This window comes from Sulfitobacter sp. D7 (assembly GCF_003611275.1).
Classification (GTDB): Bacteria; Pseudomonadota; Alphaproteobacteria; order Rhodobacterales; family Rhodobacteraceae; genus Sulfitobacter; species Sulfitobacter profundi.
The window spans coordinates 577,556-602,295 of the sequence record NZ_CP020694.1; the positions used below are offsets into that span (position 1 = coordinate 577,556).

The window sequence follows — 24,740 nt, forward strand, 5'->3', positions numbered from 1 at the left end:
GTTGGCGCGCGCAAACCCTCAAATGCTGCGGGCCACGATGGAGATGCAGGCGCGGCTCTTTTTCAAAGGGCCGGGCGATGTCTCTGCCGAATGGCGGGGCTTTCCGGGGGCGGGTTCGGCGCTTTGGCTTACGCCACAGGGCCCCTCGAATGGTCGCGTGATCCTCTACATCCATGGCGGTGGATTTGTTTTCGGCAGCCCGGAAACCCACCGTGCCATGGTCGCGCGTTTGGCGCTGCTGACGGGCGCACAGGCGGTGCTGCCGCGCTATGCGCGGGTGCCGGAGGCGGCCTTTCCCAAACCTGCGGAAGACATCCGCGCGGCTTGGGACGCGCTGTGTCGGACAGGCATCGCCGCGCGGGACATCGTGATTGGCGGCGACAGCGCGGGCGGTGCTTTGGTCTTTGATCTTTTGGCGGAGCTTTGCCGCGAAGGCGCGGCGCTGCCTGCGGGCGTCTTCGGGCTTTCCCCCTTGTTGGACATGACCTTTTCCGGCGCGAGCTTCACGCAGAATGCCGAAAGTGACGTGTTGTTGCCCGCCGCCCGCGCGGCAGAGATGGCGCGGCTATATCTGCGGGGGCAGAGCGCAGAGAGCCCGCGGGCAAGTCCAATCCTCGCGGATTTCAATGGGGCGCCGCCGGTCTGGCTTACCGTAAGTGACAGCGAAATCCTACGCGACGACAGCCGCCGCTTGGCGGCCCGTTTGCGCGACGCGCAGGTGCCGGTCACCTTTCAAGAGGTCCATGATCTGCCGCATGTTTGGCCGCTGTTCCAAAACCACCTGCCGGAGGCGCGGGAGACCCTTGCGACCCTGGCCGGGTGGATCAACGCCTTGCCGCCAGGTCGGGCAGGCGAAAGCTGATCGCTTCGGCCATATGGGGGCGGCGCACCTCGGCGGCGCCCTCGAGATCGGCGATGGTGCGGGCCACGCGCATGACCCGGTGATACCCACGCGCGGAGAGGCAAAACCGTTCAGCCGCACGCAGCAGCAGGTCGCGCGCTTCCGCATCCGGGCTGCCGACTGTTTCGAGCAATTCCCCCGCCGCGTCGGCATTGGCCGATATGCCGTCATGCTGGGCGTAGCGGGTTGATTGGAGCGCCCGCGCGGCAGCGACTCTTGCCGCAACCTCGGCAGAGGTGTCGCCGTTGGCGGGCAGGTTGAGGTCACTGTAGCTGACGGGGGGCACGTCGACACGCAGGTCGAAACGGTCCATCAGCGGGCCCGAAATGCGGCCTAGGTAGTCTTCGCCGCAGGCCGGGACGCGGGCGCAGGCGCGGGCCGGATCGGGCAGATAACCGCATTTACACGGGTTTGCTGCGGCCACCAGCATGAAGCGGCAGGGGTATTTCACATGGGCGTTGGCGCGCGCGATCATGACCTTGCCAGTCTCGATTGGCTGGCGCAGGGTTTCGAGGACCGTGCGATTGAACTCTGGAAACTCATCCATGAACAGCACGCCATTATGCGCGAGGGATGCCTCACCCGGTCGTGCTTGGCGTCCGCCGCCGATGATCGCGGCCATCGAGGCCGTGTGATGCGGCTCGCGAAAGGGGCGGCTGCGGGAAATGCCCCCCTCATCTAGAAGCCCGGCGAGGGAGTGGATCATCGACGTCTCCAGCGCCTCGGTCGCGGTAAGCGGCGGCAGGATGCCCGGCAGCCGCGCGGCCAGCATGGATTTGCCCGAACCCGGCGTGCCGACCAACATTAGGTGGTGCCGTCCGGCGGCGGCGATTTCCAGCGCGCGTTTGGCGCGTTCCTGACCTTTGACTTCGCGTAGATCGCGGCCTGCCGCAGTCAATGGCACTTCCCCCGGCTCTGCGGGGGTGATTGGCACTTGGCCTGTGTAGTGGCGAACAACGTCGCCTAGATTGGCCGCGGCGATGATCTGTGTGTTGCCGACCCAAGCGGCCTCTGCTCCCGATCCTGCGGGGCATAGAAGGCTGCGGTCGTGGGTGGCGGCAGCCATCGCCGCGGGGAGGGCACCGACGACCGGCATCAGCGTGCCGTCGAGCGAAAGCTCTCCCAAGGCGACCACATTCTGGGTGATGTCCTCTGGCAGGATGTCGAGTGCTGACAGAAGTGCCAGTGCGATGGGCAGATCGAAGTGACTGCCCTCCTTGAGCAGGTCTGCTGGGGAGAGGTTCACGGTGATGCGTTTTGACGGCAATGCGATGGCCATGGCGCTGAGCGCGGTGCGCACCCGGTCGCGCGCTTCTGACACGGCCTTGTCCGCCAGTCCGACGATAGAGAAACCGGGCAGGCCCGCAGTGACCGCGCATTGCACCTCGACAATGCGCGCCTCAACCCCCTGAAATGCGACCGTATAGGCCCGCGATACCATTGCCCACTCTCCCGCCTTGCTATGGTTAATCGATAGGCAAGACGGGTTTAGGAATGGTTAATGCAGGTCTTAGGCCGCCTTAGCGACGGGCCAGTCCCGTTTGGGCAAACCAAGCTCATAGGGAAACGGCTCATACGCGGTTTCCAACCCGGCAGCGCGCCATGTTTTGAAGGCCGGATCATGGATTGTGGCGTCGCAATAGGCCCGCGCATCAGCCGAGACAGGCAGGTCATAGCCGACGATCCGCGCGGCAACCGGGGCATAGAATACGTCAGCGAGCGAGTAGGTCCCGAAAAGCCACGGCACTGCGCTGCGCGATTGGCTGCGGGCATGTCGCCACAGGTCTTCGATGCGCTCTAGGTCTTGCCGGGTGTCGGCATCCGGGTCGAACCCTTCCCACACATGTTGCAATTGCATCGGGCAGGCTCCGCGCAGCGCGCCGAAGCCGGAAGCCATCGCAGCACATAGCCAGCGCGCCGTGGCCCGGGCGGCTGGATCAGCGGGCCAGAGCCCGGCATCGGGATTCCGTTCGGCCAGCGTTTCGGCCATGGCCAGCGTCTCTCCCACCACAGTGCCGTCGGGCAGACGCAAGGCAGGCACCAACCGCGCCGGGGCGAGGGGGGCAAGGTCTTGGGCCATGGTCCCACTGTAGAGGCCGACCAGATGCGCGCGATAGGGCAGACCGAATTTCTCAAGCATCAGCCATCCCCTGAGGGACCAACTGGAGAAGGTGCGATCGCCGATATAAAGATCATATGTCATAGGCGAAATTAGGCAGAAGCAGGTCGCCAAGCAAAGCCCTTTGTGCGGCGGTGCAGGCTAGGGCGTGTGATTAATGCCGTTGATCCGCCAAGTGCCGCTTTCATGTACCAAATGCGTGACCGAGAGATTGTCGATCTTATGGGCCATCGCCTCAAGCGGGCCGCCGCCTTGGGCCTGTTGGACCTGCGTGAGGATCACCCCGAAATGCGCCACTGCGATCACATGGGCGTTGGGGTGGGCCGCGTTGATCCGTGCCACCACTCGGTCGACGCGGGCCTTGGTCTGGTTCCAGCTTTCCCCTTCGGGGGCCGCGACATCGCCGGGCGTCTCCCAATAGGCGCGACTGAGGTCGGGGTCACGCGCGGCAACTTCGGAAAAATGCAGCCCGTCCCAAGCGCCGAAATGCAGTTCGCGCAGCCCGTGTTCATGGGGCAGGCGGCGGCGCTTGGGCTGGGCGAGCGCATCCGCCGTATCCACCGCGCGCATCAGGTCCGAGGACACAAGCAGCGCGTCATCAGGCAGGTGCAAGTTCAAACGTGCCAGACGGGGGGCATCGGAAAGGTCGGCCGGGACATCGCGCCAACCGACGAAGTTTTTCTCATGGGTCGGGCCGTGGCGCACCCAGTGCCAGATGGTCATGGCATTTCCCCTTTCAGCAGTTGCGGCAGGCCAACGACGACCTGCACCACGGTGTCCGCCTCGGCGGCCAAGGCGATGTTGAGCCGCCCCTGCGCCTCGCGGAACTGCCGCGCCATAGCGTTCTCGGGCACGATGCCTTGGCCGACCTCGTTCGAGACGATGACCCAATGCGCGGCACAGGCTTGTAGAGCCGTCAAAAGCTGTGCCTGAGCGGTCATTAGATCGCTGTCTTCCATCAAATGATTGCTAAGCCACATGGTCGCGCAGTCGATCAGCACGATTTCGCCTGCGGGCAATTTTGCCAGCGGTTCGGTCAGATCGAGCGGGCATTCAACGGTGCGCCATCCTGCATCACGTCTTGCTTGATGCTTTTTCACGCGTTCTTGAACTTCGTCATCCCAAATGCGTCCGGTGGCAAGGTAAGTCTTTGGCAAACCATAGGAATTTACGAGGCTCTCAGCCCATTCCGACTTGCCCGAGGCCGCCCCGCCTAGGGCAAAGGTAGTTCTAGGCAACATCTTCTCACCAAATATTTGAACCAAATGGCATGTCTCTGCGTATCTCCACCAACGGCCCATCACAAGGTGCGCCACGCATTTCTCAAGGGGGATACCAAATGTCATTGCAGACCGCTCGCGAATTTTCACTCACCCGCACCGCAATGAAGGCCGAATTGCTCGACGCCGAGACAGAGTTGGAATTGGCCTATGCGTGGCGCGATCAGCGGGATGAGGCCGCTCTGCATCGTTTGATCACCGCCTACATGCGTTTGGCGATCTCAATGGCGGGCAAATTCAAGCGTTACGGCGCGCCGATGAACGATTTGATCCAAGAGGCTGGTCTGGGCCTGATGAAAGCCGCCGACAAATTCGACCCCGACCGCGGCGTGCGGTTCTCGACCTATGCGGTCTGGTGGATCAAGGCGAGCATTCAGGATCATGTGATGCGCAACTGGTCGATGGTACGGACCGGTTCGACCTCCTCGCAGAAATCCCTGTTTTTCAACATGCGCCGCGTGCAGGCCCGGTTGGAGCGCGAAGCCACGGCCATGGGCGAGACATTGGACAAGCACCAGCTGCGCCAGATGATCTCGACCGAGATCGGCGTGCCGTTGCATGATGTCGAGATGATGGAAGGGCGTCTGTCGGGCTCTGACTATTCGCTGAACGCCACGCAATCGGCTGAGGACGAAGGCCGCGAGTGGATTGAAGCGCTGGCCGACGAAAGCGCGCAGGCCGCGGAACGTGTCGAAGAAAGCCACGACACCGCGCAACTGCGCAACTGGCTGCTGACGGCCATGCAGGGGCTGTCTGAACGGGAGCAGTTCATCGTGCGCGAGCGCAAATTGCGCGACCCTGCCCGCACCTTGGAAAGCCTCGGGGATGAGCTGAGCCTCAGCAAAGAGCGGGTGCGCCAGCTTGAGGCCGCGGCCTTTGGCAAAATGCGCAAGTCGCTTGAACTGCAATCACGCGAGGTTTTTGCCTTTCTCGCCTGACCCCCTTAAGCGATGCCCACCGGGGCTGGCAGATTTCGCCGCCCCGGATTAAGGTCTCCCGAACGCAAACGGGGGGCCTTTATGCTGTCGGGCAAACATATTCTGCTGATCATCGGCGGTGGCATTGCCGCCTATAAATCCCTCGATCTGATCCGCCGCCTGCGCGAACGCGGGGCCAAGGTGACCCCGGTTTTGACCCGCGCAGGCGAAGAGTTCGTCACCCCGCTTTCCGTCTCTGCCCTGACCGGGGTGAAGGTGTTTCGCGATCTTTTCGACCTGGGGGATGAGGCCGAGATGGGCCATATTCAACTTAGCCGCGCGGCAGACCTGCTGGTGGTCGCCCCCGCCACGGCTGATCTGATGGCCAAGATGGCGCAGGGTGCGGCGAATGATCTGGCCTCGACCCTGCTGTTGGCCACCGACACGCCCGTATTGCTGGCGCCTGCGATGAATGTGCGCATGTGGCAGCACCCCGCGACACAGCGCAACATCGCCACGTTGCGCGGCGATGGCATCACCATGGTGGGCCCGAATGACGGTGACATGGCCTGCGGCGAATTTGGACCGGGGCGCATGGCCGAACCGCTTGAGATTGTCGCCGCTGTTGAGGCCCAGCTTGGCAACGGACCCCTCAAGGGCAAACGCATCCTCGTTACCTCCGGCCCGACCCATGAGCCGATCGACCCGGTGCGCTACATCGCCAACCGCTCTTCTGGTGCGCAGGGCACGGCCATCGCGCGCGCGCTCAGGGCTTTGGGAGCAGATGTGACCTTTGTCACCGGCCCGGCAGAGGTTGCGCCGCCCGAGGGGGTCAAGGTGGTGCCCGTGCAAACGGCGCAAGAGATGATGCAGGCGGTAGACGCCGCACTGCCCGCCGATGCCGCCGTCTTTGCCGCTGCGGTGGCCGATTGGCACGTGCAGGGGGCCGGGGACCGCAAGCTGAAGAAATCCAAAGACGGGCTGCCCAGTCTCAAATTCGCGGAAAACCCCGACATCTTGAAAACCATCAGCCAGCGCAGCGAAGGCCGCCCCGCGCTCGTCGTGGGCTTCGCGGCAGAGACCGACGATGTGCTGGCCCATGCCACCGCGAAACGCGCGCGCAAGGGCTGTGACTGGATCGTTGCCAACGACGTTTCCCCCGCCAACGGCATCATGGGCGGCCGCGAGAATGCCGTGACGCTGATCACCGACGCGGGCGCAGAGGACTGGCCGCGCATGGGCAAGGATGCCGTGGCCACCCGTCTGGCCGAACGCATCGCCGCAGCACTTGCCTAAGGGGAAGCTATGACCACGATCAAACTTTGCTGGGCCGAGGGCGCGGACCGCAGCCTGCCACTGCCCGCCTATGAAAGCGCAGGCGCGGCCGGCGCGGACCTGCGGGCCAATCTGCCCGACGGTCCGGTCACGCTGGCCCCCGGCGCGCGGGCGCTGATCTCGACCGGATTGCATATGGCGATCCCGCAGGGGTTCGAGGTGCAGATCCGCCCGCGCTCGGGCCTTGCGCTGAAACATGGGATCACCTTGATCAACAGCCCCGGCACCATCGACAGCGATTATCGCGGCATCGTGGGGGTGATCATGGGCAATATGGGGCAAGAGGCGTTTACCGTCGAACACGGCATGCGCATCGCACAGATGGTCGCGGCCCCGGTGATGCAGGCGGGGTTCGATCTGGCCGACAGCCTTGATGAAACCCCGCGCGGCGCGGGCGGTTTCGGCTCGACGGGGGCGCTCTGATGCTGGCGGTTTTAATCATCGCTGCCGCTCTTTGGTTTGGCGGCGGGTTTCTCGGCCTGCCGCGCGGGCTACGTGCGGGGCTGGTTGCGGTTATGTATCTGGCTTTGGTGGCGCTGCATCTGGTCTTTCCGGCCACGCACCCGCTGCGGCTGGCCACCGGGGGCAGCGCCGCGCCTTGGCTGCTGCTGGGCGGCTTCGTTGCGCTGGTGATGCTCTACCGGCAGGGGCTGGCAACCCTGCGCGCCCGCGCCACACCGCGCGAACCGGCGGCGCCCCAGACCTCGGGCCGTTTCTCGGACAGTGAACTCAACCGTTATGCCCGCCATATCGTACTACGCGAGGTCGGCGGGGCCGGGCAAAAGGCGTTGAAAAACGCCAAGGTGCTTGTCGTGGGGGCGGGTGGCCTCGGCGCGCCGGCGCTGCAATATCTCGCGGCGGCGGGCGTTGGCACCATCGGGGTGATCGACGACGACACGGTCGAGAACGCGAACCTGCAACGGCAGGTAATCCACAAAGACGCGGCCATCGGCACGCCCAAGGTCTTCTCGGCCCAAGCCGAGATGCTGGCGCAAAACCCCCATATCACCGTGCGCCCCTACCACCGTCGCCTCAGCGACGAGATCGCCGCCGAACTGGTGGCAGACTATGACCTCGTGCTCGACGGGACCGATAATTTCGACACCCGTTACCGGGTCAATGCCGCCTGTGTCGCGGCTGGTAAGCCACTAATTTCAGGCGCGCTCAGCCAGTGGGAGGGGCAGCTCAGCATCTTTGATCCCGCGCGCGGTGCGCCCTGCTATCGCTGCATTTTTCCGCAAGCGCCTGCCGCGGGGCTGGCACCCTCCTGTGCCGAGGCCGGGGTGATCGGGCCGCTGCCCGGCGTGATCGGCACGATGATGGCGCTTGAGGCGGTTAAGCTGATCACCGGCGCGGGCAGCGTGCTGCGCGGCGAGATGATGATCTACGACGGGCTTTACGGTGAGACCCGCAAGATCGGGCTCAAGCGGCGGGCGGGCTGCGAAACCTGCGGCGGGTGATTGCAAGTCTCCTCCCCGCGCCCCATCTAGAGCGCAAAGGAGATTTACATGACAAATCCGCTGCTCGCTGACTGGAACACGCCCTTCGGCATCGCCCCCTTTGACCGCATTTCAGACGATGATTTCGCCCCCGCGCTTGAGGAGGCATTGACCGCCCACCGGGCCGAGATCGACGCCATCGCAGAGAACCCCGCGGCGCCCAGCTTTGCCAATACGATCGAGGCGCTCGAAGCATCCGGCGACGCGCTCGACAAGGTGCTGAGCGTGTTCTTCACCGTCGCGGGGGCCGACAGCAACGGCGCGCGCGAGGCGTTGCAGCGCGATTTCTCGCCCAAGCTCGCCGCGCATCAATCGGCGATCTCGGGCAACACCAAGCTCTTTGCCCGCATCGCTGCCATCTGGGAGGCCCGCGACACGCTCGATCTGACCGAGGAGCAGGCCCGCGTGCTGATGCTGACGCATCGCGGCTTCGTCCGCTCTGGCGCGGCGTTGACCGGGGCGGCCGCCGAGCGGATGAAAGAGATCAAGGCGCGGCTGGCGGTGCTCGGCACGCAGTTCACGCAAAACCTGCTGGCCGATGAGCGGGACTGGTTCATGCCGCTGTCGGAGGGCGATCTGACCGGCCTGCCGGATTTCGCGCTCGACGCCGCTCGCGCGGCGGGCAAGGAGAAGGGCGCGGAGGGCCCGGTGGTCACGCTCTCGCGGTCGCTGATCACACCCTTCCTGCAATTCTCAGACCGTCGCGACCTGCGCGAAAAGGCGTTTCGTGCGTGGGAAGCACGCGGTGCGAATGGCGGGGAAACCGACAACCGCGACATCGCTGCCGAAACGCTGGTCCTGCGCAAGGAGCGGGCGGAACTTCTGGGCTATGAAAATTTCGCCGCCTACAAGCTGGAAACCGAAATGGCCAAGACGCCGGACGCCGTGCGCGACTTGCTGATGTCGGTTTGGAAACCTGCCAAGGCGCAGGCCGACGCCGATGCCGAGGTGTTGACCGCGCTGATGCGCGAGGACGGCGTGAACGGGGCGCTGGAGCCATGGGATTGGCGCTACTACGCCGAAAAGCGCCGCGCGGCAGAGCATGACCTCGATGAGGCGGCGCTGAAACCCTATTTCCAGCTCGATCGGATGATCGACGCGGCCTTTGACTGTGCCAACCGGTTGTTCGGCTTGGCGTTCGCGCCGCTCGACGTGCCGCTCTACCACGCCGACTGCCGGGCGTGGGAGGTGACGCGGAACGGCAAGCATGTGGCGGTCTTTATCGGCGATTACTTCGCGCGCGGCTCGAAGCGTTCGGGCGCATGGTGTTCGGCTATGCGGAGCCAAGCGAAGTTCCCCCGCGCGCAGGCGCCGGTGGTGATCAACGTCTGCAATTTCGCCAAGGGCGACCCGGCGCTGCTGTCCTATGACGACGCGCGCACGCTGTTTCACGAATTCGGCCATGCGCTACACCAGATGCTGTCGGACGTGACCTATGAAAGCGTCAGCGGCACCTCGGTGGCGCGGGACTTTGTGGAATTGCCCAGCCAGCTTTATGAGCATTGGCTGGACCAGCCCGAGGTCTTGCAGAAATTCGCCACCCACGCCCGCACGGGCGAGCCGATGCCGCGTGAGATGTTGGACAAGGTGCTGGCGGCGTCGACCTTCGACATGGGGTTCCAGACGGTGGAATATATCGCCTCGGCCCTCGTCGATCTAGAGTTCCACGACGGTGCCCCGCCCGCCGATCCGATGGCGAAACAGGCCGAGGTGCTCAGCAGCATCGGCATGCCTCAGGCGATCCGGATGCGCCACGCCACGCCGCAATTCGCGCATGTCTTCTCGGGTGACGGATATTCCAGCGCCTATTACAGCTACATGTGGTCCGAGGTGATGGACGCCGACGCTTTCGCCGCCTTCGAAGAAGCGGGCGGCGCCTTTGACGCGGAGCGCGCCGAAGCGTTGGAGACCCACATCCTATCGACCGGCGGCAGCCGCGATCCGGCAGAGCTTTATACCGCGTTCCGGGGGCGACTGCCGGGGGTGGAGGCGCTGCTCAAAGGGCGCGGGCTGGCGGCCTGAGCCTTGACGCGGCCGGGGGTTAGTACCCCCGGTCGCGGTCTACCAGATGTAGCAGAGGCTCTCCGGCCTCACTGCGGCGGATGTTCTCGGCGATGACTTCCGAGGCCGTCTCATTGCGCGTGGCCGCCGCGAGATGCGGGGTCACGGTGACGCGCGGATGCGCCCAGTAGGGGTGATCCTCAGGCAGCGGTTCCACGCGGAAGACATCCAGCGTGGCATGGGCAATCTGCCCGCTGTCGAGCGCGGCAAGCAGGGCGTCATCATCAATCAGCGGGCCACGACCGGGGTTGATGATGAACGCGCCTTTGAGCATCTGCGCCAGTGTCTCGGCATTTAGCACATCTCGCGTGGCGGGGGTGTCGGGCATCAGCAGCACGGCGATCTCGGCCCGTTTCAGCGTTTCTGTCAGGCCCGCATCGCCATGCAGGCAGCGCACGCCCTCGATCTGCTTTTCGCTGCGCGACCAGCCGGTCACATCGAAGCCAAGACCCACCAACGCTGCGGCTACCGCTTGGCCGAGCGCACCGATGCCCAGCACCGCCACGCCCCGTTCGCGTGCCAGTGGCGGGGTGCGCGGCTCCCATTTAGCGTCCTCGCGCAGAATGTCCGCATCCATCCCCAGATGATGGCGCAGCACATGGCCCGTGACCCATTCGACCATGCCGTGGGTCAGGCCGAAATCGACCATCCGTGTCAGCGGGATATTCAAGGTCTCATTGCCGGTGATCGCCTCCACCCCGGCCCAGAGGTTCAGCACCGCTTTGGCGCGGGTGTAGGGGGTGAAATCCTGCAAGTCGCTGTTGGGGGCATAGACGATATAATCGACCTCTTCGGGCGGCAGGTCGGTGGCGAGTGTGAAATCCCGCCCCGGCAGGGCCTTGCGCAGCGCGTCGTTCAACGGTTTTTCGTAGCCGTCCCAGCGTTCGGCTTTGGCGGCGAAGAGAATATTGATCGTCATGAATTACCTCGGTCTATGAACATGCGCCGATTGCACCAACCCAAAGGCCAGAAGCAGCACCAACATGGCCGAGCCGCCATAGCTCACCATCGGCAGCGGCACGCCAACCACAGGGGCCAGCCCCATGACCATCGACATGTTAACGGCGAAAAAGAGAAAGAAGTTGAGCGCGATGCCCAGTGTCAGCAGGCTTGAGAACCGGTCTTTGTTCTTCACCGCCGAGGCCACGCAGAACAGGATGATCAGCGCATAAAGCCCCAGCAGAGAGACGCCGCCGACGAAGCCGAACTCTTCGGCCAGCGTGGTAAAGATAAAGTCGGTGTGTTTCTCGGGCAAGAAGTTCAGCCGCGACTGGGTGCCCTGCATGTAGCCACGCCCAGACCAGCCGCCCGAGCCGAGCGCGATCTTGGATTGGGTGATGTGGTAGCCCGCGCCAAGCGGGTCTTGGCTGGGGTCGAGAAAAGTGTCGATGCGGCGGTATTGGTAATCTTTGAGCAGTTGCCACGGGGTGCCGCGCGATTGGAAGACGGCGGTGACCAGCCCGATGGCGGCGGTGATGACGGCGGCGAAATAGGCCCAATGCACACCTGCAAGGAACATCAGCCCGCCCCCGGCGGTCAAAAGCAGGATCGAGGTGCCCAAGTCGGGCTGTTTCAGGACCAAAGCGGTGGGGACCACGATGATCAGGATCGGGAGCAGGACCCAAAAGGGGCGCGAGACCTTTTTGACCGGCAGCCAGTCGTAATAGGCGGCCAGAAACAGCACCAGCGTGATCTTCATCAGCTCCGACGGTTGCAACCGCATAAAGCCGATGTCGATCCAACGCTGCGCGCCCATGCCGACAGAGCCAAAGAGTTCGACCGCGACCAGTAGCACCAAGGTCGCCCCATAGGCCACGCCCGACAGATTGCGCCAGAGCCAGATCGGCACCATCGCGACGGTAAACATGATCGCAATGCCCATGCCAAAACGCTTCATCTGCGGTTCAGCCCAAGGGGAGAATGACCCGCCAGCGACCGAGTAGAGCATCAAGAACCCCACGCCCGCGACACTGGTCAACAGGATCGCCAGCGGCCAGTTCATGAAAAGGATCTTGCGCAGCCCCGTGGGGACGGATTTGACCGTATGCTCAAGATAGCTCATGCCTGATCGTCTCCCGCTACGCTGGCCGAGGTTTCCGGCGCGGTGTCGCGCAGCTCTTCTTGCTGGGTGGCGATGCGGCCCCGGTCGGACTTGGGGTAGGCTTCGAGCGGCGGCTCGCCCCCGGCCATGGCCTGCAACATCACGTCGCGCGCAATCGGGGCGGCGGCGGTTGATCCGCCCCCCCCGTGTTCCACCAGCACGCAGGCCGCGTATTTGGGTTTGTCGTAGGGCGCGAAGCACACGAACAGCGCGTGGTCGCGGCGCTCCCACGGCAGGTCGGCGTTGCTGGTCACACCACGGGCGCGTTCGGCGGCGGTGATGTTGCGCACCTGACTGGTGCCGGTCTTGCCCGCCATGCGCATCGTGTCGTCGATGATGCGGCTGCGATAGCCGGTGCCGCGGCGGTCGTTGACCACGTCGTACATCGCTTTGCGCAATTGGCGCAGGTTGTTCTCGTTCAGGCCCATCGGCTCGCCCGCGCCGCTGGGTTGCTCCACCCCGTCGATGGATTTAATCAGCCGCGGCGCCACCGCGCGCCCGGTGGCGATCCGCGCGCTCATCACCGCGAGTTGCAGTGGGGAGGACAGGGTAAAACCCTGCCCGATGGAGGCGTTGACCGTGTCGCCCACGACCCAATCCTCGCCCCGGGCCGAGCGTTTCCACTGTTTGGTCGGCGCAAGCCCACCCGCGACCGAAGACAGCGCCAGATCGTGTTTGATCCCAAGGCCAAAGCGGTTCGACATGGCGGTGATCTTTTCGATGCCCACCTTCACGGCGAGGTCGTAGTAATAGACGTCGCAGGATTGTTTCAGCGAATCCTGTAAATTAACCCATCCGTGGCCCGCGCGTTTCCAGCAGTGGAACCGCCGCCCCGCGACCTCCAGATGGCCGGGGCAATATACCGTCTCTTCGGGGCCGACGATGCCCTCTTCGATAGCGGCGAGTGCGACGATCATCTTGAAGGTTGAACCGGGCGGGTAGGTGCCCTGCACCGGCTTGTTCACCAAGGGTCGGTATTTGGAATTCAACAGCGGATTATAATCCGCCGAGGAGATGCCGCCGATAAAGAGGTTCGGGTCATAGCTGGGCGATGAGGCGAGTGCGGCCAGATCGCCATTCTCGCAATCGATGATGACCACGGCGGCGCTTTCTTCACCCAGACGGGCCTGCACATAGCGTTGCAGATTGGCATCCACGGTCAGCTGCAGGTCGGCCCCGGCCTGACCTTCGCGCCGCTCCAACTCGCGCATCACGCGGCCTGTGGCGTTCACCTCTACATGTTTGGTGCCCGCCGCACCGCGCAGCAGGTTCTCGGCGCGGGCTTCGACGTTGATCTTGCCGATTTGAAAGCGCGGGATGCGCAGCACCTGATCGGGGTTTTCCAGCGCGTCGAGGTCGGCTTGGCTCACGCGGCCCACGCGGCCCACCACATGGGCGAAATCCGCGCCGCGCGGGTAGACGCGTGTCAGGCCTACTTCGGGGGTGACGCCGGGCAGGGCAGGGGCGTTGACGCTGACCTTGCTCACGACCTCCCAACTCACGTCATCGACGATGGTGACGGGCAAGAAGGGCGCAGAGCGGGCCATCTCGGTCATGGCGCGTTCGCGGGTTTCGTCATCAATTTCGATAACTTGGGCCAAACGTTCCATCACCGCCGCCACGTCGCCCGCGTCTTCGCGCACCATGACGATCCGGTAGGAGGGCACGTTGTCGGCAAGCTGTACGCCGTTGCGGTCGAAAATCTCACCGCGGGAGGGCGGGATCAGGCGGATGTTGATGCGGTTCTCTTCGGCGAGCAGGCGAAATTGGTCGGCCTGATCGACCTGCAGATAGCGCATCCGCGCGGCCAGACCGCCCATGAACAGCAGTTGCGCCCCGCCCAAAAGCGCGGCGCGTCGGGTCAGGCGCGTGTGGTTTGCATCGTTGTCGGCGCGGCTACGTCTCATCTCATCGCTCCCCGATCACACCCGTTTGCCAAGCGCATCCAGATCGCCCGGCGCGGTTTTGCGCACGCCCATGATACCATGGGTCACGGCCACGATCAGCGGATAAGCGAGCGCTGTCAGTGCCAATTCCGTGAGGTTCAGCGTCATGGCGGGCGTGGGCACCAGCGCAAGGCTCAGCAGAATGCGGTTGGCAAAGATCACCATGGTCAGGATCACCACCACGGTCAGCCATTCGGCGGCAAAGCTCGCATCCCGCAGTTGCCGCCCCCGCGATTTGAGGTTTTCGACCCCGATCAGCGCCAGCACCGCCCAAAGGCCGGGCGGACGTTGTAGCAAGAGATCGGCCAGCAGGAAAACCAACGCCAGAAAGAGCGCGGGCACATATTCAGGCCGTCTCAGCCCCCAAGCGCAGGCGAAGCCCAACAGCAGGTCCGGCCCGGCCCAAGGGCGCGGGGTCGTCTCAAGCGGAAGCAGGTGGAAGAACAAGATCACCAGCGCCAGCGCAACAAAGCTCAGGCGCATGACCCACAGGCGGCTGCGTGACAGATCGGTCATGGCTGCACTCCGACCGGCGCCGCCGGGTCGGCCAAGGGGCCATCGGAGGTGATGACATGGGCGGTGTCCGGCACGGTTTCATTGCCATGGTGGCGCAACACGCGCAGGAACTCCAACCGCTCGTAATCCGCCGCCAGCCTGACGCGAAGACGCCCGCCCGGATCGGCGGCGACCTGACCGATCAGGATGCCCGCCGGGAACACCCCGCCATCGCCCGAGCTGATCACCCGGTCACCGGGGCGGACCAATTCACGGTTCTCGATGAAGTCCAAGGGCGGCGCGGCGCTGTTGTCGCCCGCCACGATGGCCCGCTGGCCCGAAGGCTGGATCGTCGCCGGAATGCGGCTGGAAGCGTCGGTGAGCAGGATCACGCGCGCGGTGTTCTTGCCCACGCCTGCAATGCGGCCCACAAGGCCGATGCCGTCCATCGTGGCCCAACCTTCAACCAGCCCATCACGCGCGCCGACGTTCAGCAGCACCGATTGGCGGTAGGGCGATCCGCTGTCGGCCAGAACGGTGCCGGTGATGAATGTGAGGCGCGGGTCAAGCCGCACGTTGTTTAGATCCAGCAGGCGGGCGTTCTCTTGCTCTAGCTGAAGGGCCGCTTCTTTCCACGCCTGCATCTGCCGCAGTTCCGAACGCAGTTCGCGGTTCTGTTCGCTCAGACGTTGGTAGCTCTGGAAATCGCGCAGAAGGTTAATCGTGCCTGTCACCGGGGCCATGGCCCAATCAAGGTTCGGCACGAAACGGTCGGTCACCTGCGCGCGGAAGCGTTCAACGCGGGGGCTGTCGATGCGCCAGAGCAGGAAAATCCCGACCAGCGCCAACACCAACACAGCCAGCAGCAACCGGCGCAGGGGGCCGGTGAAATCGCTGGAACTGGAACGGTCTTTGGGCATCTGTGCCGAAACTCCCACCCGGTCAGGCGGGGCGGTGTCGCCGCGTGCCGGGTCTGGCTAATCTGCCAGTGTTAACTGTCGTAGTCGATCGCGTGGCGCAGCTGTTTCTCGTATTCCAGCGCCTTGCCAGTGCCGAGCGCCACACAATTGAGCTGCTCGTCCGCGACCGAGATCGCAAGGCCGGTCTGCTCGCGCAGCGCCAGATCAAGATCACCTAGCAGCGCACCGCCGCCTGTCAGCATCACGCCACGGTCGACGATATCGGCGGCCAAATCTGGCGGGGTGGTTTCAAGCGCGGTCATCACCGCTTCGCAGATTTGCTGTACCGGCTCGGCCAGCGCTTCGGCGATCTGCGCTTGGGTCACTTCGATTTCTTTCGGCACACCATTCAGCAGGTCACGGCCCCGGATCTGCATTGAGGTGCCGCGCCCGTCGTCGGGCATCCGCGCCGTACCGATGGAGGTCTTGACCCGCTCGGCAGTCGTCTCACCGATCAGCAGGTTCTGCTGGCGGCGCAGGTAGCTGATGATGCCTTCATCCATGCGGTCACCACCCACGCGGACCGAGCGTGCATAGACGATGTCGCCCAGCGACAGCACCGCAACCTCGGTCGTACCGCCGCCGATGTCGACGACCATGTTACCCGTGGGATCGGTGATCGGCATGCCCGCACCGATGGCCGCAGCGATGGGTTCCGCAATCAGCCCGGCGCGGCGCGCACCAGCGCTCAGCACCGACTGGCGGATTGCGCGTTTTTCAACTGGGGTCGCGCCATGGGGCACGCAGACAATGATCTTGGGCTTAGAGAAGGTCGAGCGTTTGTGCACCTTGCGGATGAAGTGCTTGATCATTTCTTCGGCGGTGTCGAAGTCGGCGATGACCCCTTCACGCATCGGGCGGATCGCCTCAATGCTGCCGGGCGTCCGGCCCAGCATCAGCTTGGCGTCTTCGCCCACGGCGAGCACTTTCTTGACGCCGTCTTTGACGTGATAGGCCACCACCGAAGGTTCGCTGAGAACGATGCCCTTACCCTTGACGTAAACCAGCGTATTCGCGGTGCCGAGGTCGATCGCCATATCGGAGGAGAACAGGCCGCGGAATTGATCGAGGATGGACATAACAGTAGCGGAGCCTTGCAAATATTCGGACAGGCCCGCCAGCATGGGACCACGCGCGGGCTATTGGCTCTTATAGGGCGCACGAGGTCAGGGTGAAAGGGGCAAGACCGCAAAGGTGGCGCGATATTGCCGCCGCGCTATCATAGCGCTGTATATTTAAGGCGGAGGTCAGCGATACCATGCAAAAGATACAGACACTTGGGGTGCATCACATCACCCTCACCGGGGCCGATCGGCAAAGTTCAATCGACTTCTGGGAGGGCGTTTTGGGAATGCCTTTCATTTTTGACCAGCCTAATTTGGATGACCCGGATGAGGGGCATTTGTATTTCGATCCGGGCGACGGACGGCTGATCACGATTTTCACCAATGAGAACCGCAAGCGGGTGCACAATCGCACGCCGATGGATCCGGGCTGCGTGCATCATCTGGCCTTTGAGGTGGACCGCGCGATGTTTGACCAAATCCCCGAGCGGTTAGAGGCGCGGGGCATCGGGCATTCGGGCGTGAAGGATCGAGGCTTTATGCATTCGATCTATTTCAAGGATCCGCTGGGTCTGTTGATTGAACTGGCCTGCTACACGTTCATCCCGCCGCGCGGGTCGAGCCATGCCGAGGTGATGCTAGAGGCGCATAAGCTGCGGGTTGCGGCGGGAGATGATCATATCCAGCGGCAACATCTGGCGGATGCGGTGGTGATGATTGTGGAGCGGGGGCAGGCGTCGCTGAGTGCGGATCGCGGGGCGAAGAACCCGTATTGAGATTGGTTCTTCGGTGACGAATGCCACCCCAGCCCGGAGGAAAGCCGTAGGCGCCGGGCCATCGCCTGCTCGCTCCGTCACGCCGGAGGCGTGCCAGAATGTATTAGGCGCACCTTTGGTGCGACCGGGTAGGCGATTTGGTGAGGCTTGGCGCAACTTCGCGCACGCAAATCACAGCTGAACCATAAAGTGGCATGAACCGCCCGTCGGATCGCCGACCCGCGGGCAGGCGATGGCCCTCAAGCGAAAAGGGCGGGGTTTCCCCCGCCCTCCGCATCAACTCACATCTTTATAATTGATCTCGCGCTTATCCGTGCCGCCCTTTTCACGCCGCACCAACAGACGGTTCAACGCGTGGATATAGGCCCGCACACTCGCCACCACGGTATCGGTATCGGCAGATTGCCCCGTCACGATGCGGCCCTCTTCCTCCATCCGCACGGACACCGTCGCCTGCGCGTCGGTGCCTTCGGTGACCGCATGCACTTGGTAAAGCTGCAAGCGCGCGGTGTGCGGCACCAGTGCCTTGATACAGTTGAACGCCGCGTCGACGGGGCCATCGCCGGTCTGGTTGGTGCTCTGCTCTGCGCCATCCACATCCAACACCATGTCGGCGGTCTGCGGGCCTTCGGTGCCGCAAACGACCTTCATCGATTTGAGGCGAATGCGGTCCTCTTCAGGATCGGTCGCGGTGCGCATCAGCGCAATCAGGTCATCCTCGTAGATTTCCTTTTTACGGTCGGCCAATTCCTTAAACCGCACGAAGACATCCTTGAGCTGGTTATCCCCCAGTTCAAACCCGAGGTCTTCGAGCTTGGAGCGCAGCGCCGCGCGGCCCGAGTGTTTGCCCATGACGATATTGGTCTCGGTCAGACCCACATCCTCCGGGCGCATGATCTCAAAGGTTTCGGCATTCTTGAGCATGCCGTCTTGGTGGATGCCGCTCTCATGGGCAAAGGCGTTCTTGCCGACGATGGCCTTGTTGAACTGCACCGCAAAACCCGAGACCGTCGCAACACGGCGCGAGATGTTCATGATCTTGGTGCTGTCGATGCGCGTCTCGTAGGGCATGATGTCATTGCGCACCTTGAGCGCCATGACGACCTCTTCGAGGGCCGTGTTGCCCGCGCGTTCGCCCAGACCGTTGATGGTGCATTCCACCTGCCGCGCCCCGGCTTCCACGGCGGCAAGGCTGTTGGCTGTCGCCATGCCCAGATCGTTGTGGCAGTGGGTGGCAAAGATGATCTCATCCGCGCCCGGCACGTTTTCGAGCAGTTTGGCGATCAGATCGGCGCTTTCGCGTGGGGCGGTATAGCCCACGGTGTCGGGGATGTTGATCGTGGTGGCCCCGGCTCTGATGGCGATTTCCACAACGCGGTAGAGGTAATCAAGCTCGGTCCGCGTGGCATCCATCGGCGACCATTGCACGTTGTCGCAGAGGTTACGCGCGTGGGTCACTGTCTCATGGATGCGGTCGGCCATCTCATCCTGTGTCAGGTTCGGAATGGCGCGGTGCAGGGGCGAGGTGCCGATGAATGTATGGATGCGCGGCTGGCGGGCGTGTTTCACGGCCTCCCAACAGCGGTCGATATCGCCCAGTTGCGCGCGGGCAAGGCCACAGATCACGGCGTTTTGCGATTGGCGGGCAATCTCGCTCACCGCGTTAAAGTCGCCTTCGGAGGCGATGGGAAAGCCTGCTTCGATGATGTCGACGCCCATCTCATCCAAAAGCTGCGCAATCTCCAGCTTTTCGGCATGGGTCATCGTCGCCCCGGGGGATTGTTCGCCATCCCGCAAGGTGGTGTCAAAAATCAGCACACGGTCCTGTTTCGTCATATCGGTCATCCTGGGTTCTTTCTTTGCTGGTATCCTTGGCGCGCGACACATCCCTCTGAGCGGGCGCGCCGAAGGGCACGCTCAGAGGCGAATTAGGTGCAGCAAGTTGGCACACAGCAGGCCCGCGCAGCAGCGCGGCAGGGTCGGGATATGGACGGCCTGTGTCATGCGGATAGTTATACGCACCCGTTTTCAAATGGAAAGGGGGTGTTGCGGCTTTTGTTTGCCCCCGCGTCAGCGCCGCCTATCTGCCTATAAGCAAGGGAGTTCAGGATGCAGTACAAAGCGATACCGCAGGACGCGGCGGCGTGAGTGCGCGGGTGCTTGTGATCGGGGCCAGCGGCGGGATCGGCGCGGCGCTGAGCGACACCTTGCGGGCGCGCGGGGATGAGGTAACGGCGCTCTCTCGCGCCAGCGATGGGCTGGACCTTAGGGATGAGGCTTCGGTTAATGCGGCGCTGGAGGGGCTTACCGGCCCCTTCGACGCGGTGATCGTCGCCACAGGCGCTTTGGAGATCGACGGGGCAGCCCCGGAAAAGTCGCTCCGCGCGATCACGCAAAAGGCGATGCTGGATCAATTCGCGCTCAACGCCGTTGGTCCGGCGCTGATCCTGCGTCATGCGGGGCGGCTCTTGCCGCGCGACAGGCGGGCGGTATTCGCCGTGCTTTCGGCGCGGGTCGGTTCTATCGGAGATAATCGCTTGGGCGGTTGGATCAGCTACCGCAGCGCCAAGGCGGCGGTGAACCAGATCGTGCATACCGCCGCGATTGAACTCAGCCGCTCCCATCCGCAAAGCATCTGCGTGGCACTGCACCCCGGCACCGTCGAAACACCCTTTACCGAGAAATACCTGGGCCGCCATCCGGCGGTGCCGCCGGGGGAGGCTGCGGGCAATCTGCTGCGGGTGATCGACGGGCTGACCCCGGACAATAGTGGCGGGTTCTTTGATTGGGCCGGAAAGGCGGTGCCGTGGTGAGCCGTTTGATCTTGGTTCTGGGCGATCAACTCTCCCTAAACCTGTCATCGCTGCGCGAGGCCGACAAGGCGCGCGATGTGGTGGTCATGGCCGAGGTCGCGCAAGAGGCGGAATATGTCCGTCACCACCCCAAGAAAATCGCGCTTGTCTTCGCCGCAATGCGCAAATTTGCCCGCCAGTTGGAGGATGACGGCTGGAGCTTGCGCTATACCCGGCTGGATGACCCCGAAAACGCAGGCTCTCTCGTCGGCGAACTGCTCCGCCGGGCGGAGGAAACCGGCGCGGGCGAGGTGATCGTGACAGAGCCGGGGGAGTGGCGGCTGCTCAACACGCTGACCGATGCGCCGATCCCGACGCATCTCTTGCCGGATGACCGCTTTATCGCCACTCGCAAACGGTTCGAAGATTGGGCCGAGGGGCGCAAGGCGCTGCGGATGGAGTATTTCTACCGCGAGATGCGCCGCGAGACCGGCCTGTTGATGGAGGGCCACGATCCCGCAGGGGGCAAATGGAATTTCGACCACGACAACCGCAAGCCCCCGAAGGAGGGGCTGGAGTTCCCCCAGCCGCTCAGCTTTGCGCCTGATGCTGAGACCCAAGCGGTGCTTGACCTTGTGGAGACGCGCTATGGGGACAACTTCGGTGATCTGCTCCCCTTTGACTTTGCCACCACGCGCGCGGAGGCCCTGCAGGTCTTGGCGCATTTCATCACCCACGCCCTGCCGCGATTTGGCGATTATCAGGACGCGATGCTGGAAGGGCAGCCCTATCTCTTTCACGCGCTGATCTCTCCCTATCTGAACCTTGGGTTGCTCGACCCGATGGAGGTCTGCCGGGCTGCCGAAAAGGCGTGGCAGCAGGGGGACGTGCCGATCAACGCTGCCGAAGGGTTCATCCGCCAAATCCTTGGATGGCGCGAATATGTGCGGGGCATCTATTTTCTTGAGGGGCCGGAGTATGTGGCGCGCAACGTGCTGCGACACGACCGCGACTTGCCTGCCTTTTACTGGGGTGCCGACACGCAGATGAATTGCCTGCGCCAAGCCATCGGGCAGACGCAGAAATACGCTTATGCGCATCACATCCAGCGGCTGATGGTGACGGGCAATTTCGCCCTGCTGGCCGGGATCAATCCGCATCAGGTGCATGAATGGTATCTAGAGATCTACGCCGACGCCTATGAATGGGTCGAAGCGCCCAACACCGTCGGCATGAGCCAATTCGCCGACGGCGGGGTCATCGCCTCGAAACCCTATGTCTCGTCCGGGGCTTACATCAATCGCATGTCTGACTACTGCAAAGGATGCAGCTACAGCGTCACTGCGAAGGCGGGACAGAAAGCCTGCCCGTTCAACCTGCTTTACTGGCACTTTCTTGACCGGCACCGAGAGCGGTTTCAGGGCAATGCGCGTATGAGAAACATGTATGCCACGTGGGACCGCATGGATGCCGACCGACGCGAGGCGGTCTTGCGCGATGCGGGCAACTGGTTGCGGCGGCTGGAGGCGGGGGAGACGGTCTAGTCCCGGTCAGCCTTCAGCCTTCGGGAGTGGGCCGTGGTGGATGGATTTCCTGACTGTCCTGTGGCGCCTCTGCGCGGTCGAACATGCCATAGTCGCGGATCACATGGGCGATGCGCAGGTGGTAATCGGTAAAGATGCCTTCGCGCCCTGCTGCCTGCGCGCCGCGGTGCGCGGTCAGCTTGCGCCAGTTCTGCACTGCCTCTTCATCGCGGAAGAAAGAGAGCGAAAGCAGCTTTTCGGGGTTGGTCAGGCTTTGGAACCGTTCGACAGAGATGAAGCCATCCACCTCATCCAGCAGGGGCCGCATCTTGGCCGCGACATCGAGGTATTCCTCGCGGCGGTCGGGGTGGGGGAAGACTTCGAAAATAACGGCGATCATGGTGGCTCCCTGCGGTTGCTGCCCCATGCTAGCCCTAGTTTTCGGGCAAAGAAAAGGCCCGGAGATCACTCTCCGAGCCTTCTTTGTCCAAATCTATGGTGGCTTAGCGCAGCACGTTATTGCAGCTTAGCGCACAACGTCGACGATCAGGTTCGTCTCGTTGTCAACGATCACGGTCGCGCCGTTGATGTTGACATAGCGGTATGTGGTTTCCGGGACCTCATAGGTGGTCACGGTCGTGGGGATGCCCGCGCCGACCACCACTTCACCGTCGAGGTACACGGTATCAACCGGGTTCTCGCGGACGTAGGTGATGGTGGATTCCTCTGGCTCAGCAGCGGCGGAACCTGCCGCACCACCTGCGATGCCACCGGCGATGATGCCGCCAAGCGGGCCACCAACGGCATAGGCTGTCAGCGCGCCAAGGGTCGCACCGGCAGCAGCGCCTTCGGTCTCATTCTCGGCGGTGCCATCGGGGTCTTCATAGGTCACGGTCCCCACTTCGACGGTCGCGGGGCGGGTGGTCAGGGCCACGGCCTGCTCTTCGACTTCAACGGCGAGGTAATCAGAGTAGGACCAGCCCATCGTGTCGCCGAAATTGACCCGGCACCAGGATTGGCCGTCAAGGCAGCCTTCCACCATAGTGGCTTCGCCACCGGGGATGACACCGACGATGTCGTACTGCGGGCCGGGGCCCGAACGGATGTTGAGATCGGTTGCGGCATAGGCTTCGGCAGACTGTGCATAGACAGGTGCAGCGGCACCCAAAGCGATGGCAGATACCATTCCAAGTTTAACGATATTCATCTCTTAACCCTTTCTGTTCGGCGGGAGTGCCCTGCGGGAAATCCAGCGCCGTTGTTGGTCGTGTTTGGACAACTGTGGGGGAAAGGGTTCGTTCCCCCATGAAGCACGGAGCGCCCGGTTTTTGGCTCCCATTGGTCAATAATTGGGCGCTAACCTGCTGGCAGGTGGCGGGAAGTCGCTTGCCTCTGGCGCTCAGGGAAAAGTGGGAAACCAGAGAGGTGATCTCGGCGTTATGAGCCATCGCGCCAGTGGGCGGGGTAGGGGGGCTATGGCCGCGATGCCGTGACGCGCGGGCCGGGGGCGGAGCGATTTTTCCGCGGCTGGTTGTTAAAAAGGTGCTCCGCGACCTTTTGGGCGGTCCGCTGGTCAAAGCCCTCCGCTAAGCAGTCCCCCACACTACCGTTCCTTTCTTGCAAGATGCGCAGAATGTCGTCCACTGCGCTATCTTCTTGAGCGCTATCTTCTTGCGAATGTTCCCGCTGCGGAAGCGCCGCAGAGGTTGGGCCTCGCATCCAAGCGAGGTGGGTGGTGTTGCGCCATTGGCAAAGGGCCAGCACCTCGGTCTGGTACAGGTCTTTGATCGGATTGAAATCGCCCGGCACCGCGCTCTGTCCCATGGCGGCCGCGGATTTGTTCTGTGCCGTGAGCAACAGCTCCCCCGCGTCCTGCGCCAAAGCGCGGAGCATCAGGCCGCGCAGGGGTAGGGCGAGGCTATCGGCGCCGACCGCCGCGCCAAGCCCTGCGAGGCGGCCGTGCAGTGTGGACTGTAAATCACCCCCCACCGGGACCGCGATCTGGCGGACATTCTCGGACCCCAAAGCGTCTCCTGCGATCGTCGCGGCCAGCGCGGCATCACGCCCCTCGGTCTGTTCGACCAGCACCTTAGAGGCTCCGGCTTTGGCGACATAATCCCGCAGGCCGACAACCAAAGCGCGGTAATCCCGCTCCAGCGCGCTTGGCTGCGGCGCGAGGTCTCCGGCCACGATCTGCCAACCCTCCGGTGCGCGGTCCAGATCGACATGGGCAATGGCCCTGTCAAAGGCAGGCAGGTGCAGCGCCAGCTTGCCACCGGGGTTCAGCGCGAAGGACGCGCCGTCAAAGACCGCCTCGTCCTGCCCCCCGACCATATTGAGGCTGATCAGCGGCAACTCCGTCTCGATCACCCGCGCGACCATATGATTCAGCCGCCTGTCCATTGCGCCGCGTTGATGTGGGACCGCATTAGGGATCAAAAGGAATTCGGCCCCCGTTTCGGCCTGCGTCTCGGCCACATCGCCAGTCCAGCCATCCGCCCCGATGGGGGAGCCGATGCGCAGCCCCTCAACAGCATAGGGGCCACTGATCGGACCTGCATCAAAGCGAGAGTGCCGCGCGGGGCTGTGTTGAAGCACCCGCTGGGCGATCTTGCCACCCTGCAGGATGAGGTAGGCGTTATGAAGTTTCGCCCCCTCGACCCAAGGCGCGCCAAGCGCCAAGGCGGGGCCATCGGCGCAATGGGCGGCGAGCGCCTCAAGATGGGTCACGACATCGCGTTGAAAGGCCGGGTTGTGCAGCAGCGCTTTCGCATCATGCCCGGTCAGGAACAGTTCGGGCAAGGCGACCAGTTGCGCACCCGCGTCGCGCCCGGCCTGCCATGCCTCGCGCGCCAGTGCCGCGTTCCCCGGCAGGTCGCCGACGGTCGGGTTCAATTGCCCGAGGGTGAGGCGAAAACGGTCTGACATGCAAAGGCTCCGGGCTGGCTGGTGTGGGTTGGATGTAGCAGATC

23 protein-coding genes are annotated in these 24,740 nt (G+C 63.5%); 9 read left to right on the forward strand and 14 right to left on the reverse strand.

The features are described from left to right. Position 1: 1 nt before the first annotated feature. Positions 2-862, forward strand: a complete 861-nt coding sequence (locus tag B5M07_RS02855; RefSeq protein ID WP_254693950.1) for an alpha/beta hydrolase — start codon at positions 2-4, stop codon at positions 860-862. Here B5M07_RS02855 and B5M07_RS02860 read toward each other — a convergent pair. From B5M07_RS02860 to cobU, 4 genes are all read right to left on the reverse strand, one after another. Then, complete coding sequence (locus B5M07_RS02860; RefSeq protein WP_120350141.1) at positions 825-2,342, reverse strand: YifB family Mg chelatase-like AAA ATPase; 1,518 nt, start codon at positions 2,340-2,342, stop codon at positions 825-827. The two genes, B5M07_RS02855 and B5M07_RS02860, sit on opposite strands and share 38 nt — an antisense overlap. 69 nt (positions 2,343-2,411) lie before the next feature. Further along, the gene (locus B5M07_RS02865) at positions 2,412-3,104 is read right to left on the reverse strand and encodes a glutathione S-transferase (RefSeq protein ID WP_120352135.1); all 693 of its coding nucleotides are present in this window, start codon (positions 3,102-3,104) and stop codon (positions 2,412-2,414) included. A 57-nt stretch (positions 3,105-3,161) separates the two neighbouring features. Further along, positions 3,162-3,743, reverse strand: coding sequence for a histidine phosphatase family protein (locus B5M07_RS02870; protein ID WP_120350142.1), 582 nt, complete (start codon positions 3,741-3,743; stop codon positions 3,162-3,164). Beyond that, positions 3,740-4,261 carry a bifunctional adenosylcobinamide kinase/adenosylcobinamide-phosphate guanylyltransferase gene (cobU, locus tag B5M07_RS02875; RefSeq protein ID WP_120350143.1) on the reverse strand — a complete coding sequence of 174 codons (522 nt, stop codon included), beginning with the start codon at positions 4,259-4,261 and terminating at the stop codon, positions 3,740-3,742. Before cobU ends, B5M07_RS02870 begins: the two co-directional genes overlap by 4 nt. 98 nt (positions 4,262-4,359) lie before the next feature. On the opposite strand from cobU, the gene B5M07_RS02880 reads away from it, so the two are divergent. From B5M07_RS02880 to B5M07_RS02900, 5 genes are all read left to right on the forward strand, one after another. Next, positions 4,360-5,238: an RNA polymerase factor sigma-32 gene (locus tag B5M07_RS02880; protein ID WP_067626281.1), complete on the forward strand. Its 879-nt coding sequence runs from the start codon at positions 4,360-4,362 to the stop codon at positions 5,236-5,238. Positions 5,239-5,319: 81 nt separating this feature from the next. After that, positions 5,320-6,513 (forward strand): bifunctional phosphopantothenoylcysteine decarboxylase/phosphopantothenate--cysteine ligase CoaBC, encoded by a 1,194-nt coding sequence (coaBC, locus tag B5M07_RS02885; RefSeq protein WP_120350144.1) that lies wholly within the window; start codon positions 5,320-5,322, stop codon positions 6,511-6,513. A 9-nt stretch (positions 6,514-6,522) separates the two neighbouring features. Beyond that, positions 6,523-6,975 carry a dUTP diphosphatase gene (dut, locus tag B5M07_RS02890; RefSeq protein ID WP_120350145.1) on the forward strand — a complete coding sequence of 151 codons (453 nt, stop codon included), beginning with the start codon at positions 6,523-6,525 and terminating at the stop codon, positions 6,973-6,975. After that, positions 6,975-8,012: a HesA/MoeB/ThiF family protein gene (locus B5M07_RS02895; protein ID WP_120350146.1), complete on the forward strand. Its 1,038-nt coding sequence runs from the start codon at positions 6,975-6,977 to the stop codon at positions 8,010-8,012. Before dut ends, B5M07_RS02895 begins: the two co-directional genes overlap by 1 nt. Before the next feature lie 48 nt (positions 8,013-8,060). Next, positions 8,061-10,073: a M3 family metallopeptidase gene (locus B5M07_RS02900; protein ID WP_120350147.1), complete on the forward strand. Its 2,013-nt coding sequence runs from the start codon at positions 8,061-8,063 to the stop codon at positions 10,071-10,073. Positions 10,074-10,092: 19 nt separating this feature from the next. Here the strand turns inward: B5M07_RS02900 and B5M07_RS02905 are convergent, their stop codons facing one another. From B5M07_RS02905 to B5M07_RS02930, 6 genes are all read right to left on the reverse strand, one after another. Further along, positions 10,093-11,031 carry a 2-hydroxyacid dehydrogenase gene (locus tag B5M07_RS02905; protein ID WP_120350148.1) on the reverse strand — a complete coding sequence of 313 codons (939 nt, stop codon included), beginning with the start codon at positions 11,029-11,031 and terminating at the stop codon, positions 10,093-10,095. 3 nt (positions 11,032-11,034) lie between these two features. Continuing rightward, on the reverse strand, positions 11,035-12,174 hold the full coding sequence (rodA, locus tag B5M07_RS02910) for a rod shape-determining protein RodA (RefSeq protein ID WP_067916467.1): 1,140 nt from the start codon (positions 12,172-12,174) through the stop codon (positions 11,035-11,037). Then, positions 12,171-14,120, reverse strand: coding sequence for a penicillin-binding protein 2 (gene mrdA, locus B5M07_RS02915; RefSeq protein WP_120350149.1), 1,950 nt, complete (start codon positions 14,118-14,120; stop codon positions 12,171-12,173). The genes rodA and mrdA overlap by 4 nt, the downstream gene beginning before the upstream one ends. A 15-nt stretch (positions 14,121-14,135) precedes the next feature. Next, complete coding sequence (locus B5M07_RS02920; protein WP_120350150.1) at positions 14,136-14,675, reverse strand: rod shape-determining protein MreD; 540 nt, start codon at positions 14,673-14,675, stop codon at positions 14,136-14,138. After that, a complete protein-coding gene (gene mreC / locus B5M07_RS02925) occupies positions 14,672-15,574 on the reverse strand; it encodes a rod shape-determining protein MreC (protein WP_120350151.1) in 903 nt (300 codons plus the stop codon). Before mreC ends, B5M07_RS02920 begins: the two co-directional genes overlap by 4 nt. A gap of 71 nt (positions 15,575-15,645) precedes the next feature. Next, entirely contained in the window at positions 15,646-16,692 is a 1,047-nt protein-coding gene (locus B5M07_RS02930) for a rod shape-determining protein (protein WP_120352136.1), read from the reverse strand. A 179-nt stretch (positions 16,693-16,871) separates the two neighbouring features. Between B5M07_RS02930 and B5M07_RS02935 the strand changes: the two genes are divergently transcribed. Continuing rightward, positions 16,872-17,453 (forward strand): VOC family protein, encoded by a 582-nt coding sequence (locus B5M07_RS02935; RefSeq protein WP_120350152.1) that lies wholly within the window; start codon positions 16,872-16,874, stop codon positions 17,451-17,453. Between the two features lie 276 nt (positions 17,454-17,729). On the opposite strand, the gene B5M07_RS02940 is transcribed toward B5M07_RS02935, so the two are convergent. Beyond that, positions 17,730-19,298: a 2-isopropylmalate synthase gene (locus B5M07_RS02940; protein ID WP_120350153.1), complete on the reverse strand. Its 1,569-nt coding sequence runs from the start codon at positions 19,296-19,298 to the stop codon at positions 17,730-17,732. Positions 19,299-19,597: 299 nt separating this feature from the next. Here B5M07_RS02940 and B5M07_RS02945 point away from each other — a divergent pair, with 299 nt between their 5' ends. After that, positions 19,598-20,266: an SDR family NAD(P)-dependent oxidoreductase gene (locus B5M07_RS02945; protein ID WP_120350154.1), complete on the forward strand. Its 669-nt coding sequence runs from the start codon at positions 19,598-19,600 to the stop codon at positions 20,264-20,266. Further along, on the forward strand, positions 20,263-21,789 hold the full coding sequence (locus tag B5M07_RS02950; protein ID WP_205570896.1) for a cryptochrome/photolyase family protein: 1,527 nt from the start codon (positions 20,263-20,265) through the stop codon (positions 21,787-21,789). Before B5M07_RS02945 ends, B5M07_RS02950 begins: the two co-directional genes overlap by 4 nt. 13 nt (positions 21,790-21,802) lie before the next feature. Here B5M07_RS02950 and B5M07_RS02955 read toward each other — a convergent pair whose 3' ends face one another. The 3 genes from B5M07_RS02955 to B5M07_RS02965 form a co-directional block, all read right to left on the reverse strand. After that, entirely contained in the window at positions 21,803-22,168 is a 366-nt protein-coding gene (locus B5M07_RS02955) for an antibiotic biosynthesis monooxygenase family protein (RefSeq protein ID WP_067941467.1), read from the reverse strand. Positions 22,169-22,294: 126 nt separating this feature from the next. Beyond that, a complete protein-coding gene (locus tag B5M07_RS02960) occupies positions 22,295-22,975 on the reverse strand; it encodes a DUF1236 domain-containing protein (protein ID WP_120350156.1) in 681 nt (226 codons plus the stop codon). A 266-nt stretch (positions 22,976-23,241) separates the two neighbouring features. After that, positions 23,242-24,696 carry a nitrilase-related carbon-nitrogen hydrolase gene (locus B5M07_RS02965; RefSeq protein WP_120350157.1) on the reverse strand — a complete coding sequence of 485 codons (1,455 nt, stop codon included), beginning with the start codon at positions 24,694-24,696 and terminating at the stop codon, positions 23,242-23,244. Positions 24,697-24,740: the final 44 nt, after the last annotated feature.

Coding starts and splice junctions, on each gene's coding strand:
- B5M07_RS02930 (WP_120352136.1), bottom strand. CDS start 16,692: ATGTCCATCCTCGATCAATTCCGCGGCCTGTTCTCCTCCGATATGGCG.
- B5M07_RS02935 (WP_120350152.1), top strand. CDS start 16,872: ATGCAAAAGATACAGACACTTGGGGTGCATCACATCACCCTCACCGGG.
- B5M07_RS02920 (WP_120350150.1), bottom strand. CDS start 14,675: ATGACCGATCTGTCACGCAGCCGCCTGTGGGTCATGCGCCTGAGCTTT.
- mreC (WP_120350151.1), bottom strand. CDS start 15,574: ATGCCCAAAGACCGTTCCAGTTCCAGCGATTTCACCGGCCCCCTGCGC.
- B5M07_RS02870 (WP_120350142.1), bottom strand. CDS start 3,743: ATGACCATCTGGCACTGGGTGCGCCACGGCCCGACCCATGAGAAAAAC.
- B5M07_RS02955 (WP_067941467.1), bottom strand. CDS start 22,168: ATGATCGCCGTTATTTTCGAAGTCTTCCCCCACCCCGACCGCCGCGAG.
- rodA (WP_067916467.1), bottom strand. CDS start 12,174: ATGAGCTATCTTGAGCATACGGTCAAATCCGTCCCCACGGGGCTGCGC.
- cobU (WP_120350143.1), bottom strand. CDS start 4,261: ATGTTGCCTAGAACTACCTTTGCCCTAGGCGGGGCGGCCTCGGGCAAG.
- B5M07_RS02860 (WP_120350141.1), bottom strand. CDS start 2,342: ATGGTATCGCGGGCCTATACGGTCGCATTTCAGGGGGTTGAGGCGCGC.
- coaBC (WP_120350144.1), top strand. CDS start 5,320: ATGCTGTCGGGCAAACATATTCTGCTGATCATCGGCGGTGGCATTGCC.
- B5M07_RS02905 (WP_120350148.1), bottom strand. CDS start 11,031: ATGACGATCAATATTCTCTTCGCCGCCAAAGCCGAACGCTGGGACGGC.
- B5M07_RS02940 (WP_120350153.1), bottom strand. CDS start 19,298: ATGACCGATATGACGAAACAGGACCGTGTGCTGATTTTTGACACCACC.
- B5M07_RS02965 (WP_120350157.1), bottom strand. CDS start 24,696: ATGTCAGACCGTTTTCGCCTCACCCTCGGGCAATTGAACCCGACCGTC.
- dut (WP_120350145.1), top strand. CDS start 6,523: ATGACCACGATCAAACTTTGCTGGGCCGAGGGCGCGGACCGCAGCCTG.
- B5M07_RS02880 (WP_067626281.1), top strand. CDS start 4,360: ATGTCATTGCAGACCGCTCGCGAATTTTCACTCACCCGCACCGCAATG.
- mrdA (WP_120350149.1), bottom strand. CDS start 14,120: ATGAGACGTAGCCGCGCCGACAACGATGCAAACCACACGCGCCTGACC.
- B5M07_RS02865 (WP_120352135.1), bottom strand. CDS start 3,104: ATGACATATGATCTTTATATCGGCGATCGCACCTTCTCCAGTTGGTCC.
- B5M07_RS02960 (WP_120350156.1), bottom strand. CDS start 22,975: ATGAATATCGTTAAACTTGGAATGGTATCTGCCATCGCTTTGGGTGCC.
- B5M07_RS02895 (WP_120350146.1), top strand. CDS start 6,975: ATGCTGGCGGTTTTAATCATCGCTGCCGCTCTTTGGTTTGGCGGCGGG.
- B5M07_RS02900 (WP_120350147.1), top strand. CDS start 8,061: ATGACAAATCCGCTGCTCGCTGACTGGAACACGCCCTTCGGCATCGCC.